Source organism: Ruegeria sp. SAZA006, from assembly GCF_059613465.1.
Genome location: NZ_JBXWSO010000003.1, coordinates 274770 through 287514 on the forward strand (window position 1 = coordinate 274770; position 12745 = coordinate 287514).

Sequence of the window (12745 nt, forward strand, 5' to 3'; positions counted from 1 at the left end):
GTTAGCGCGCTGTTAAGGCCCAGCGCGTTAGCTGTTGCGGGAACGATTGACGCAACAGAAGGGCGTGCCGATGACAATTTCCTCTTCGCTGAATGCCGGTGTGGCCAGCTTGAAGGCCAACGCGAACAGGTTGGCGACCATATCGGACAATATCGCCAACTCTTCGACCTACGGTTACAAGCGGGTTGAGACGGATTTTCATTCGATGGTGACGTCGGGCCAGGGCGGAAGCTATTCGGCGGGCGGAGTCCGGACCACCAGCCAGCGTCTGATCGATCAGCGCGGCTCGCTGGTTACCACCAACAACTCAACCGACCTGGCCGTGCGCGGCCGGGGCATGCTGCCTGTTCGCCCAAGTTCCCAGATCGGAACCGACTCAAACGAAATGCTTCTGACCACCACCGGATCCTTCCGAACCAATGCGGAAGGATATCTGGTTACCGAGTCCGGACTTGTGCTGCTGGGCTGGCCCGCCAACGCCGATGGGTCCATTCCCAACGTTTCGCGCGACACACCCGCAGCGTTGCAGCCGGTTCAACTCAGCGTCAATCAACTGTCCGGCTCGCCGACCACCGCGATGAATCTGCGCATGAACCTGCCCGCCACGGCCACCGATGCCGGCGCACCTGGTGACACGCAGCCCTTGTCCGTAGAATATTTCGACAATTTGGGCAAACCCGAGAATGTCGACATCGAACTGATCCCGACGGTGCCGGCCACCGGGTCCAGCAACGAATGGACGATGATCTTGCGCGATTCGGCTTCGGGCGGTGCCGTGATCGGTGAATATACGCTGACATTTACGGACAGCAGAACGGCAGGCGGTACCCTTGCCAGCGTGACCACCGTGTCCGGTGGCACCTATGATCCGACCACAGGCAGCTTTGTCGTCAACGTCGCCGGCGGCCCGATGGAGGTTAATATCGGCCTGATCGGTGACAGCGATGGAATCACTCAACTTTCTGATACGTTTGCGCCGGTTTCGATCACCCGGGACGGATCCGCAGTCGGAACCATGTCCAGCGTTCAGGTCGATGAAAACGGATACGTCTACGCGCTGTATGACACGGGTGTCACCCGTCGGATGTATCAGATACCGCTGGCGGACGTTCCCAACCCGAATGGACTGACCGCACTCGACAGCCAGACATATGCGCCGTCACGCGACAGTGGAACTTATTTCCTGTGGGATGCCGGCGAAGGTCCGACGGGAGAATTGATTTCCTTCGCGCGCGAAGAATCGACGACCGACGTTGCGACTGAACTGACGTCGATGATCCAAACCCAGCGCGCCTATTCGTCAAGCGCAAAGGTGATCCAGACAGTCGACGAGATGTTGCAGGAAACAACCAACATCAAGCGCTGATCTGAACCTGCAAAGCGGAAAGGAACGGCCTCATGAACATGTCAACGGCCCTGAATAACGCGCTGGGTGGGTTGGGCGCGGCAAGCCGCGGCGCGGCCGTCGTCTCGGGCAACATAGCCAATGCGCTGACGCCCGGCTACGCCAAGCGGACGTTGGAGTTGACCACAAACTCTATTTCCGGCAACGGCGTCAGGGTCGTGGGAATCACCCGCCATCAAGACCCTGTTCTGATGGCGAATCTGCGCGCGGCAACAGCGGATAACGCGGCGGCCTCGGCAACCTCGGAATTTTACTCGCAATTCGAAGCATTGGTCGGTACCCCCGATGACGGCAGATCGATCGCGGTATCTTTGGGCGCATTCGAGAACAGCTTGATCACGGCCGCAAGCAATCCCGGCTCGGTCGAGCGTCTAGATCTGGCGGCGCGCGCAGCTGGGGAACTGGTTGCCGATCTGAATACAGCGTCCGACGGCCTCAGCAAGATGCGTTCTGACGCGGACCGAACAATCGGGACGTATGTCGAAACACTGAATACAACCCTGCAAGATATCGAAGCGTTGAATGCCAAGATCCCGGCTGTTGAGAACGCGGGCGGCGATATCAATGGGTTGCTGGATCAACGCCAGGTTCTCATTGACCAAGTCAACCAGCTGGTTCCGGTCAATGTCGTGGCGCGCGACAACAACCGCGTCTCACTGTATTCCGACGGTGGGCTGATACTTTTGGAAGGATCAGCCGCAGAGTTCGCGTTCTCGGTCACCGGTGAGACCAAACCGCACATGACCGTAGGAAACGGACTGCTGTCCGGGCTCGAACTCAACGGACGGCCAGTCCGCACATCCGGTGATTCCGCACAAATCCGCGGCGGCGCTCTAGCAGCCCAGTTTGACATTCGCGACGTGTTGGCCATCGACGCACATGAGGACCTGGATGCAGTCGCCCGCGATCTCATCGAACGGTTCGAAACTGCCGGCATGGACCCGACCGCGATGCCGACTGATCCGGGCTTGTTCACCGATGCCGGTGCCCGTTTCGATGCCACGGCGCCGGCGGGGCTCGCGTCCCGTCTTGAGCTCAACCCTATTGTCGATCCTGATGCCGGCGGCGAAAGTTGGAAATTGCGCGCGGGGTTGGGGGCCGTTGCACCCAACGACCCCGGCGAGGCAACCCAGCTGCAGGCTTTTGGCGCCGTATTGACCACGCCACGCCCTGCCCCGGCTTTCGGCACAGGGGCCTTGCGGGCCAGTGTGGTGTCGGCGGCGCTTTTGTCCAAAGCTGGCACAGCTGCCCATACCGCTCAATCGCGCCAAAGCTACGCAGCCAACGCGCAACTCCAAATGGAGCAGTTAGTGGCCGAGCAAGGCGTGGACAGTGACACCGAATTACAGCGTATGATGCAGATTGAACAGGCCTATGCCGCCAACGTGCGGATCATCACTGTTGTCGACGAATTGATGGATTTGCTGCTGAGGATGTAACCATGACCTTGAACTCGATTGGTGATCTGGCCCGCGGTCTGACCTTGCGCGCGCGCAGCACCGAGATCAAAACGCAGATCGAAACCCTGTCCTATGAAATGTCCACGGGAAAAACCGCTGACATTTCTGGACGTCTCAGTGGCGATTACTCGCATTTGCTGGACCTGGATCGAAAAATTGCACAGCTGGACGCCTTCTCTACGGCGACCGCCGAGGCAGATCTGTTTGCTGATGCCACTCAGATCAGCCTCGAGACGTTTGAAACCTCGATTGGCGAGGTTTCGGCTTCTCTGCTCGCGTTTGGGACATCCAACCAAGCAACATCGCATGCTCAGGCCTCGGCTCAGGCGCGCAACGAACTGGACACGATGATTTCTTCACTGAACACGCGGGTCGGTGGCCGCAGCTTGTTCGCGGGAACCGCCACGGACGCCTCTCCGCTGCAGTCGACGGACACGCTACTGGCTGCTCTGCGAACCGAATTGGCAGGGCTGACAACCCTGACCGATATTCGCCAGGTGGCTGAAGATTGGTTCAATGATCCTGCCGGATTCGAGGCGGTCATGTACAACGGTTCCAACACGACCCTCGCACCTATGCAGATTTCGGAAACCGAACGGGTGAACATGCAGTTCACGTCCAATGATCCGAAACTTCGGGATGGATTGCGCGATGTCGCGCTTGCGGCGCTGGCAACGGAGGGCGCGCTGGGATGGCCACCAGACCTGCAAACTGCCTTGTTCACCGATCTGGGCGTGGCTCTGGCCAACACCAAGGATGACGTCGTGACGATGCGCGCTCAGATCGGAGCGGCGCAAGCCCGCATCGAACAGGCCGAAACACGAAATGCGGCGGCCAGGACCAGTTTTGAATACGCGCGCAACGAACTTGTCGCCGCCGATCCCTACGAAACCGCAGCACACCTGCAGACCGTGCAGTTCCAGCTTGAAAGCCTCTATTCGGTCACCGTCCGCAATTCGACCCTATCATTGGTGAATTTCCTGAGATGAGACTTCTGGCCTTCCTTCTGATCATGCTGCCTTCGGTGGCGGTTTCCGGGGCTGTTCGGCTCAAGGATCTGGTGAATTTTGACGGTGTACGCGGCAATGATCTGGTGGGATATGGCCTTGTCGTTGGACTGAACGGAACCGGTGACGGGTTGCGCAATTCCCCGTTCACCGAAGAAATCATGTCGAACATACTTGAACGGTTGGGCGTAAACGTCACTGGCGAGGACTTTCGCCCCAAGAATGTCGCCGCCGTTCTTGTCACCGCCACCCTTCCGCCCTTTGCGCGGGTTGGTGGGCAGATCGATGTGACCGTTTCGGCGATCGGAGATTCCAAAAGCCTGCTGGGCGGCACCCTCGTCATGACACCATTGAACGCCGCAGATGGGCAGATCTATGCAGTTGCGCAGGGCACAGTTCTGGCAGGTGGTGCAGTCGCCGAGGGCGACGCTGCATCGGTTGTTCAAGGGGTGCCGACATCCGGTGTCATCCCCGCCGGGGCCCGGGTCGAGCAGGAGATCGATTTTGAACTGTCAGGTCTTTCCCAATTGCGGTTGGCCCTGCGCGAGCCGGACTTTACAACCGCCGGTCGGATCGAAGCGGCCATCAACCGCGAGTTCAATCGCGCCGTTGCGGTCATGCGCGACTCGGGCACGGTGGAATTGAGCATCCCGGAAACGCGGGCTCCTTCCACCGCGCATGCGATCGGCCGGATCGAAAACATCCTGATTGAACCCGAAACCAAGGCTCGCGTGGTTGTTGATCAGCGCTCCGGCACAATCGTCATGGGGCAGGAGGTCCGAATCTCACGTGTCGCGGTTTCCCAAGGCAACCTGACACTTCGTGTAGAGGAATCTCCGATCGCCGTTCAACCCAACCCCTTCGCCAGAGGGGAGACCGTTGTTGTGCCGCGAACCATCGCAGGGATCGAGGAGGACGCCGGCACCGGGTTGGCAGAAATACCCGAAGCGACGACGCTGTCGCAGGTGGTTGCCGGCCTGAACGCGTTGGGCGTGTCCCCGCGGGATATGATCGACATCCTCAAAACAATCAAAGCGGCCGGGGCTCTTCATGCCGAGTTTGTCGTCAGATAGCGGTGCGCATAGGCGGGTAGCCGATGGTCAGACAGGTTTCCGGTTCCGGTTTATTTCGACTTCCAACCGTCCAGCCAGCGCCGGAAGCTGGATCTTCGCTCATCGATTGCATCCCCAGCGGCGTAGAGACCATCCTCGACGCTTTCAAGCATGGGGTCGATGCGGGCTTCGCGGAACCTGCGCCAACGCACCCAAAGCGCCCAGACGATGGCAAAGAACACGGTCAGGAAAATGATGTTGAACCAGGGAATGATGCGAACGTTCGGTCCTTCGACATGTTTGATGAAAATGGCGTTCGGGAAGATCGACAGAAACTCGTTGCGCCAGCCGTAGTGGGTCACGACAACCCAATCCGGATCATCCTTGTCCGAGATCGCGTCGTTGGCTTCGGTATAAAGGTTGGCGGTATCGAACTTGAAATAGGGTGGCCAACCCCAGCTGGTATCCTCGTTCCGATAGACGATCGGCTTGCCGTTCGCCCGCACGGCTTGGATGAACTGCACATCGCGGTTCGAAAGGCTGGTCGACTGATCATCGGGCTCGGACCAGAAAATGCGGGTCCAATCCGTCAGATCCTGCCGCTCTTCGTAGGTGTTCACGATGCGGACAATGTCGTGCTGCGGCAGCGAGTATTGCAGGATCGCACCCAGCGTGATCCAGAAAATCAGGATGAACGCCCATTTGATGTAGACCATTCCCAAAACCTCACATGTAGTTCACGACATAGATCAGCGCGGCGATCGCCACCCAAGGCACGATATAAACACCCAAGACCAGTTTGCGACGGAACGAATTGTCATAGACGTGCAATCCGCGTTCGACGAAGGCTTCCTTGTTGCCGGTCTTGCCCTTCTTTTCCCACCATGTCTCAAGCTTTTGTCGCCGGACACGGCGCGAGTAAAGAGACAAGGCAAAGTAGGCAATCGTCTGAACGACGAGCAGACCGAGAAACAGGCGCATTGCTCCGAACATATCACTCTTTCCTTACCGCGCCCCAGGGGCCGACCCGTGCGATCACCGCCTCGCTGACCCGGTCCTCGCCGCTCATGTCGGGTTCATGCCCGAACAGTGCGGCGCGGGCCCCGGCCTTGTCCACTTGATATTCACGGGCAAGAAACTCGGCCACATAGGCCTTTTTCGGCTCCGACCAGCCACCATAGGTACGGTAGAACAGTTCCTTGTGGCAAATGAACATCTGGCGCGGGTCCAGCGGGGCAAGTTCGGCCAGCAGCATATTCACAAGATCGCGGTTCGGGGTATTGGCGGCGCGCAGCGAATAGAAATAGGCCGGATGATCCGAGGTGATACGCGGCCAAGGCCCGCCATCGGTCGCCCAGCGCAACAATTGCGCGAGGCCATGATAGGCTTCGGGCAAGCGATCCGCGTGATTGCGCGCCAAACGCCGCATGTCGCTGCGGTCCAGCCCGGTCAGATCAATGCCCGCATCCGCGGCGGCGTCAACGGTCAGAAAATCCATCTTCTGTTGCAGGATCGCGGCGGCATCCACGCCGCGGGCCTTGACGATAGGCTCGACCAGATCGTTGTAATTCAGAAATTTGGCAATCTGGTTTCGCTGCGACGGATCAAAGACATATTTGATCGGCAAATCCTCTGGCCTTTCACCCATGCAGATCGCCGCCGGGTGATCCAGGTCCGGGAACAGATACATGCCGCCGAAATGCGCCGTCCAGAAGTTGCGCTGTTCAAACACCGTGTGGCGCAGCCGGACAGGGTTGCGGGTGACGTCGCCGGTTTCTTTTGCCGTTTCGATCATTTTCGCAATCAGCACATCGTCGAACCACGCGTCTTCTCCGGTTTTGAACCGTTCGACCATGCCCGCCAGTTGCTCTGCCTTGCGCAGAGTGCCGCCCACGGTGTCGGCCTCGATCTCAATCTTGCGCAGGTTCAGCAGATCGCGCGGGGTGGTGAGTTTGAAAACCGAGTTCACCAGCTCTCCGACCACCGCATCAGTGGCGGTCAGGGCGAATAGCTGCGCCTCGTTCATCTCGATGAATTCACGCAGGATATCGCGCGAGGTCGAGAATTTGACGTTCAGCAGCGGCGCGCGTTTCTGCTCGGTCGTCAACAGAATGAACTGCCGGTTGACCCCGTTGGGGTTGAGGTAGAGCGCATCGTCCAGCTCAATCCCCACCTCCGGCGAGTAGCCCGAGATATCGACATGGAAATCCGTCAGCGCCGTGGTCTTGCCCGCCAGATGTTGCAGCGCGCGGTTATACCGCTCGACCAGAGCCGGGCTGGAGATGTGGACGAGATTGCCAAACATCAGGCCTTTTTCGATGAGGCGGATCATGATCGCGGGCTCCAAATTTCCATTTGGAGAAGAAATTGCAGTCGTTCAGTTGCTTCTCGGATTCTCAGTTTTTCAAACCGAATCTTATCGGCAGTAGACAAGGATTTCTCTTCCTCGCCCGCCAAAACGAACAACCTGTGTAACTCGACATAGTTGGAAATGTCTGGCTTTTTTTCCAACTCACTTTCGCCTTGTTGTAGCTTGTTTTTCGTTCGACTCAGACCGTCTCCGATCTTTCTAACGAATACTTCGTCATCCACAGTTTCAATTTCATCGAAGGGGTCAAAAGATCGATCGCTCAAGTATACAAATGGCGAATCCGGATCCGGAACCTCAGCAAACCGCCAGTTTTCTTCATTCGCTTGGATGTCTCGGGCCAGTGTGGCTATTGAGGATACAATTGAGTTTAGAGAATCTTTTGAGTGCTTCTCCAATCTTTCCAACTGTTCAAATTCAAAAATTTTGGCCTGTGACGCCAGCGACCTAGCCATGTCCTGTGTCGCCTTTCGTTGCTCACTCATTTCCAAACGAGTTAAGCGCAATTCTTCGCGCTGTTCAGACAATTCTAGGCTCTGCAACCACACTGTCACTATGATCCAGATAAAAGCCAAAGCTCCAGCAAACCCCGCCAACGTGTCTCCAATTTCATTTGGTCGCGCATTTAGGAACGCAAAAAACTTAGAGCTACAGTTGTTCGGAACCGCGCAGGACTCTTGAGCCCCGATCCAAACTCCGAACGCTACGACAACGCTTGTCGCGAAAACTCCCCAAAAAATTGGATGGCGTAGTACGCGGATCATTCGTCCTACCCCTTCCCCTCCAAATACCGCCGCTTAGCCTCTTCCATCTGGCCCATCTCGCGGACGGCATTTTCGATGGCAACCTCGTCGCTTTTGTCGGCATAGCGGAACTCGCTGTCGGCGTAGCGGTTGATCTCTTGCATCACCATCTCGACCGTGATCGGCTGGCGCAGCTCCTCGATCATCGCCTTCTTGGTGTCGTAGTCGCGGAACAGGAACAGGTTGGGGTTTTCCATCCATTCGTCGGGCAGTTCGAAATCCATCGCACGGACCTTGACTGCGTCGGTGATGTTCTTGATCGCGCGGCCGGTGAACCGCTCATCCGCCTGCTGGATCGCCTTGAGGTAGGTGCCCAGCTTGGCGATGGTGTCCATCTGGCCGATCTCACCGGACACCCGGTCATAGACCTGCAGCAACGCGTCCTCATGCGGGCGCGAGTGGCTTTCGAAACTGGCGGCGACGGCCTTTTTGATTTCCTGAGCGGCATAGGCTTCGTGTTCACCCAGCGGGATGTCGTGGTTGCGGCCCATCAGCAGGTGCAGGATGTCGATGTAATCCTCGCGCGTTTGCGGCCCGTCCACCAGGAACCGCGCACCCGCCCGCTGGCGCAGGGCGTCGTCCACATTCTCGGGGTAGTTCGAGAACATGCCAAAGGTGCAGTTGCCGCGCACCACGGTGTTGGCCCCGGCAAAGCTCTCCATCAGCACGGCAGTGATTTCCAGCTGGCCCGCGCTGGACTGCCGGTCGCCGCGTTTGCCCGCCAGCTGATCGATATCGTCGATCGTGCCAAAACCGATGACCGAGGGGTCGATGATCGTGTTGATGAACGCCTTGGCGTTCTGGCCGGATTTGCCCTGATAGCTGTCGATATTGTCGGTGCTCAGGTTCTGATAGCGGAACGGATAGCCCGCGTTCTGGCAGTAGTCATTGATCAGCCCGGCCATCATCTGGATCAGGGTCGTCTTGCCGGTGCCCGGCTTGCCGTCGCCCATGAAGGTGAAGATGAACCCGCCAAGCTCCGCGAACGGGTTCAGGCGACGGTCAAAATCATAAGCCATCAGCATCTTGGCCAGCTTCATGGCCTGATACTTGGCGATATGGTTGCCCACCACCTCGTTCGGTTTCTTGAACGTCATAGTCAGGGTGGTGGATTTGGCCTTCGACGCGGGCTCAAACCCCCGGATCGTCAGATCGTCGGCCTCGATATGCCAGGCGGCGTTCTGGAACGGGGCCAGATGGCCAGCCGTTTGCGCGCGCAGAGCAGCTTTTTCCATCAGTTGCTCTGCATAGGCACTGGTGGCCGCGATCAGATGGGCATCATCGGGCGCGCGCTTGGCCAGAACCTGATCCAGCTCCCACAGGGCACCGTGCAGGGCGAGTTGGCCGTTGTCTGTCAGGACCTCTTCGATTTCACCGATTTCGACCGTGGTCTCCCCCAGATGCGAGGACATCAGATAGGCCAACGCATTGCCGAAGGTGTGCAAGGTGATCAACGCTTCGGCGGTCAGCAGATCCGAGAATTCGGTCTTGCGCGCGGCGGCAAGATCTCCGGCCAGATTGGCGCGTTTCAGATCGGCCAGCGGGGTCTGGTCCGCATAGGTTTCGGCCACGGCAAAAGCGATGGCAATCGCCCGGCGGATCGCCTGCTGTGTGGTCGCCTGCTGTGGGGACACCAGCGCATCGCCGTCATCCGCGGCCTCGATCCGTTCGACCAGATGCACCCCATCGGCCCGCGCAGTGCGGCGCGTTACCAACCCCGGCGTGGTCGACCGAAACCGCCGCCCTGTCGACACACCGGGGGACCGTTCGACGGCGGCCTCGGCGGGTTTGGCTATACGCGGCGCATGCTCAAACCCGTTCAGCAATGCGGTGGCGGCAGGATAGTGCTGGCGAATATCGTCTTCGCGCAATTCCATCTGGTCTGATGTCAAACTCATTTCAAAATCGCCTTTGTATTATCAATATCGCAGAACCTGCCCAGACTTGCTGACCACGAATTTGCGCACATCTGCAAAGCCCGGCGGATTGCGTTCGGCTAAAACCTGGAACGGACGCTGCGGAAGGATTATCGAGCGCTGGGTGCGTGTGGCCCCGGTCTCGGCCCCCTGTCCGCCGAAGGGGTCCAACGCAAAGACCTCGCGCTCGACGGTCGAGAACCATCCGGCGCGTTCTTCGATGACCTCTTCGCTTTGCAGCTCTTCGGTGGTCCAGGCCAGTGCCCAGTCCTGCCCCTCGGGGGCTTGCGCGTCTTCCAGCACCTGCCGCAGGGGGCCGGACTGCTCGGTATAGGCCGAGGAATACATCGGACCCACATGAATGCGGCGCAGATGTTTGGGGTGCAGGTCGTCGAAATCCTGGTCGAAGCCTTTGGCGATGGTCACCAGTTTCAAGCCACCAAGTGACTGCGCCATCAGATGCGCCTGCACTTCGGGCCAGCGACGCTGGTCCTTGGGCAGGGCCGTTTTGCCGCTGTCCTCCAACTGCATCAGGTAGATGACCGGCAGGTTGATCTGGCTGTCATAGACCGCCCAATGGATCAGGAACTTGCGCCGCTCGCCGTTGGTCTCGATCCAATGGCACTCCGGGTCATTGCGAGCCCAGAACAACTGACCTTTCAGCAATTCCTCGTAATAGAGCCTTTGGGACAGCGCAAATTGCAGCTTGGTGGGAATTTCCCGATCGCCAATGATCGTCCGGACCATGTCGGTTTTCAGGTCATCGGCTGAGGGCATATTCGCCAGATGCACCTGTGCCTGCTGGGCGTCATTGGCCATGGTCAGCAGCTCGGCCGCCACCGGAAACCCGCTGTCGCGCTTGTCCATCGCGAGGCTGCCAAAGAACCGCCCCGTATCGCGCCCGACCAGCAGGTATTTCATGCTGAGCGCGCGGAAGGTGTAAAGCAGCCCCGAAAGGTAGCGCGACACGATCCGCACCTCTTGTTTGCTGATCGCACCTTCGGCCTCCATCGTCGCGGCCACGCGTAGGAGGTGGACGGTGATAACCTCGAATTTGCGGAAATAGCGGCGCGAGGCGAAGGTGTCGGTCAGACCGACATGGTCTTGGGTGGGGTCAGTCATTGGGCATACGTGAGCGACAAATTTTTGTCCTGCAATCTTCAAGTTGGGCTACAAAAATGAAGAGGTAGAGCCCAATGACGCCGCTCACCGGTAGTCCCCACTGCAAAAACAGTGGAATTCCAAGAAACATACCTGCGAAGGGCAGTGCCCACTCTTTTCTGTACTGACGCCAGAGAGCTTTTGAGAGAATTGCTTTTTCAAACGTAAACTCGTCCCCCCAATCCTCAGCAGCGTCTGGTGGGGACTTCACAAAGTAAGAGATCAGAAGCTGACCGGGTAGCATGGTCCAAATCGCGACCACACTTAGAGTTGGGATACTTGCAATCAGCCCGACGCCAAATGCAATCGTTAGGGCCACCGTTAGAATTGCCAGTACGGCTAGAGAGATATCTCGCGCAGAATAACGCACGCTCTCAACCACCATACAAATTCTTGTCATGCTTCTCGACAATCGAGGCAAACCGGCGCGCGAACCGCTCATCCGCCTTGGCCTTTTTCTCCAACACGTCGCGGGCAAAGACCATGTGGTCCTCATGCGCCTCAAGCATGTCGGCCATTTTCTGGTTGGTCGCGGTGCCGATGGCGGCCATGGCGGTTTGCGCCTCCTGGTCGGTCTGCACGCCGATCTCGTTGATGCGGTGGGCCACGTCCTGCTGCTGCGCGGTTTTCAGCGATTTGGTCAGGGCGTCATACAGCACCACACGCTGTTGCGTGTCTGTCTGCAGCTTGTTGATCAGCACCATCTGCGTCGCCGCCTGGTTCTGCAGTGAATCGACCCAGGTCTTGCCCTTTTCGATATAGCGCTCCAGCGTCTGGGACTTGGCCAGCTTGACCTGCTCTTCCTGAATCTTGGCGTTGTATTGCTTGTTCAGTTCGGCCAGTTCGGTTTCGAGCTTGGTGCGCGCGGCGGCGTCCTGCTCGACACTGATCTTGTTTTCCAGCGTGATGATCGCCGGGTCCATGCCCTGAATCTCGGCACGCAACGCTTCAAGTTCAGCCACGGTCGCCTCGCGGTCGTCCAGCGTGACGGTCAGGTTGTTCTCTACCTTCACGCGCTGCTCTTCCAGCACGGCCAGTTGTCCTTCCAGCAGCTTCACGATCACGTCTGATTTCGCGATCAGGTCCTGCAGCTTGTCGTCGATATTGGCTGAGCGCATCCGTTCTTGGCGCATGGACTCGGATTTACCCTTCGAGAAGATGCCCACGAACGATTCCCACCCGGTCTTCGAGCGCATCTCATCGAAATCCTTGGAAAACGCGCTGGTGACGTCGTCCAGCCCCATGATCAATTCGGCGATGTTCGCGTTCATCACCTCGGTATGGGCGTGCACGTCTTCAAGCGTGGCATTTTCGATGTCGATATCCGCTTCGGCCGTTCCGATCTTGGCGCGTGCGGCCTCGATCCGCGAGGTCAGCCCTTCGATCTGCGACTGGCTTTCGCGCACCTTGGCCTGGGTTTCCTCGATCAATGCTTCGAATTGCTGGTTCGACATCTGTCCAATCCTTGTTTTTCTTATCTACCCAACAAGATAGGGAATGTTATAACGATTTACATCCCCTTGGGTCTCTCAAATCACCGGAACTTTGGCAAAACCCTATCGAAAAAGATAGG

Annotated in this window: 12 protein-coding genes; 4 read left to right on the plus strand and 8 right to left on the minus strand. The window is 58.1% G+C overall.

The annotated features are described in order from the left end of the window. Window positions 1-70: 70 nt before the first annotated feature. Genes AC2FNZ_RS02350 through AC2FNZ_RS02365 form a run of 4 tightly spaced genes read left to right on the plus strand, consistent with a single transcriptional unit; the run spans window position 71 to window position 4945 of the window. Complete coding sequence (locus AC2FNZ_RS02350; protein WP_176432471.1) at window positions 71-1366, plus strand: flagellar hook protein FlgE; 1296 nt, start codon at window positions 71-73, stop codon at window positions 1364-1366. 32 nt (window positions 1367-1398) lie between these two features. Next, window positions 1399-2844, plus strand: coding sequence for a flagellar hook-associated protein FlgK (flgK, locus tag AC2FNZ_RS02355; protein WP_496839399.1), 1446 nt, complete (start codon window positions 1399-1401; stop codon window positions 2842-2844). Between the two features lie 2 nt (window positions 2845-2846). Beyond that, the gene (locus AC2FNZ_RS02360) at window positions 2847-3854 is read left to right on the plus strand and encodes a flagellin (protein WP_496839400.1); all 1008 of its coding nucleotides are present in this window, start codon (window positions 2847-2849) and stop codon (window positions 3852-3854) included. Further along, on the plus strand, window positions 3851-4945 hold the full coding sequence (locus AC2FNZ_RS02365; protein WP_093963660.1) for a flagellar basal body P-ring protein FlgI: 1095 nt from the start codon (window positions 3851-3853) through the stop codon (window positions 4943-4945). The genes AC2FNZ_RS02360 and AC2FNZ_RS02365 overlap by 4 nt, the downstream gene beginning before the upstream one ends. A 50-nt stretch (window positions 4946-4995) precedes the next feature. On the opposite strand, the gene AC2FNZ_RS02370 is transcribed toward AC2FNZ_RS02365, so the two are convergent. Genes AC2FNZ_RS02370 through AC2FNZ_RS02405 form a run of 8 tightly spaced genes read right to left on the minus strand, consistent with a single transcriptional unit; the run spans window position 4996 to window position 12626 of the window. After that, window positions 4996-5640 carry a DUF1523 family protein gene (locus tag AC2FNZ_RS02370; RefSeq protein WP_496839402.1) on the minus strand — a complete coding sequence of 215 codons (645 nt, stop codon included), beginning with the start codon at window positions 5638-5640 and terminating at the stop codon, window positions 4996-4998. Between the two features lie 10 nt (window positions 5641-5650). Next, window positions 5651-5917 (minus strand): hypothetical protein, encoded by a 267-nt coding sequence (locus AC2FNZ_RS02375; RefSeq protein ID WP_496839403.1) that lies wholly within the window; start codon window positions 5915-5917, stop codon window positions 5651-5653. Between the two features lies 1 nt (window position 5918). Continuing rightward, entirely contained in the window at window positions 5919-7256 is a 1338-nt protein-coding gene (locus tag AC2FNZ_RS02380; protein WP_496839404.1) for a DUF6638 family protein, read from the minus strand. Beyond that, complete coding sequence (locus tag AC2FNZ_RS02385; RefSeq protein ID WP_496839405.1) at window positions 7253-8056, minus strand: hypothetical protein; 804 nt, start codon at window positions 8054-8056, stop codon at window positions 7253-7255. Before AC2FNZ_RS02385 ends, AC2FNZ_RS02380 begins: the two co-directional genes overlap by 4 nt. Before the next feature lie 5 nt (window positions 8057-8061). Next, window positions 8062-9993 (minus strand): AAA family ATPase, encoded by a 1932-nt coding sequence (locus AC2FNZ_RS02390; protein ID WP_496839406.1) that lies wholly within the window; start codon window positions 9991-9993, stop codon window positions 8062-8064. 21 nt (window positions 9994-10014) lie between these two features. Beyond that, complete coding sequence (locus tag AC2FNZ_RS02395; RefSeq protein ID WP_496839407.1) at window positions 10015-11133, minus strand: hypothetical protein; 1119 nt, start codon at window positions 11131-11133, stop codon at window positions 10015-10017. Continuing rightward, window positions 11126-11557, minus strand: coding sequence for a hypothetical protein (locus tag AC2FNZ_RS02400; protein WP_093963667.1), 432 nt, complete (start codon window positions 11555-11557; stop codon window positions 11126-11128). Before AC2FNZ_RS02400 ends, AC2FNZ_RS02395 begins: the two co-directional genes overlap by 8 nt. Further along, on the minus strand, window positions 11547-12626 hold the full coding sequence (locus AC2FNZ_RS02405) for a hypothetical protein (protein WP_496832185.1): 1080 nt from the start codon (window positions 12624-12626) through the stop codon (window positions 11547-11549). The genes AC2FNZ_RS02400 and AC2FNZ_RS02405 overlap by 11 nt, the downstream gene beginning before the upstream one ends. Window positions 12627-12745: the final 119 nt, after the last annotated feature.

Bases quoted from the DNA above. Each gene is read 5' to 3' on its own strand.
- AC2FNZ_RS02350 (WP_176432471.1), top strand. From the start codon at position 71: ATGACAATTTCCTCTTCGCTGAATGCCGGTGTGGCCAGCTTGAAGGCC.
- flgK (WP_496839399.1), top strand. From the start codon at position 1,399: ATGAACATGTCAACGGCCCTGAATAACGCGCTGGGTGGGTTGGGCGCG.
- AC2FNZ_RS02360 (WP_496839400.1), top strand. From the start codon at position 2,847: ATGACCTTGAACTCGATTGGTGATCTGGCCCGCGGTCTGACCTTGCGC.
- AC2FNZ_RS02365 (WP_093963660.1), top strand. From the start codon at position 3,851: ATGAGACTTCTGGCCTTCCTTCTGATCATGCTGCCTTCGGTGGCGGTT.
- AC2FNZ_RS02370 (WP_496839402.1), bottom strand. From the start codon at position 5,640: ATGGTCTACATCAAATGGGCGTTCATCCTGATTTTCTGGATCACGCTG.
- AC2FNZ_RS02375 (WP_496839403.1), bottom strand. From the start codon at position 5,917: ATGTTCGGAGCAATGCGCCTGTTTCTCGGTCTGCTCGTCGTTCAGACG.
- AC2FNZ_RS02380 (WP_496839404.1), bottom strand. From the start codon at position 7,256: ATGATCCGCCTCATCGAAAAAGGCCTGATGTTTGGCAATCTCGTCCAC.
- AC2FNZ_RS02385 (WP_496839405.1), bottom strand. From the start codon at position 8,056: ATGATCCGCGTACTACGCCATCCAATTTTTTGGGGAGTTTTCGCGACA.
- AC2FNZ_RS02390 (WP_496839406.1), bottom strand. From the start codon at position 9,993: ATGAGTTTGACATCAGACCAGATGGAATTGCGCGAAGACGATATTCGC.
- AC2FNZ_RS02395 (WP_496839407.1), bottom strand. From the start codon at position 11,133: ATGACTGACCCCACCCAAGACCATGTCGGTCTGACCGACACCTTCGCC.
- AC2FNZ_RS02400 (WP_093963667.1), bottom strand. From the start codon at position 11,557: ATGGTGGTTGAGAGCGTGCGTTATTCTGCGCGAGATATCTCTCTAGCC.
- AC2FNZ_RS02405 (WP_496832185.1), bottom strand. From the start codon at position 12,626: ATGTCGAACCAGCAATTCGAAGCATTGATCGAGGAAACCCAGGCCAAG.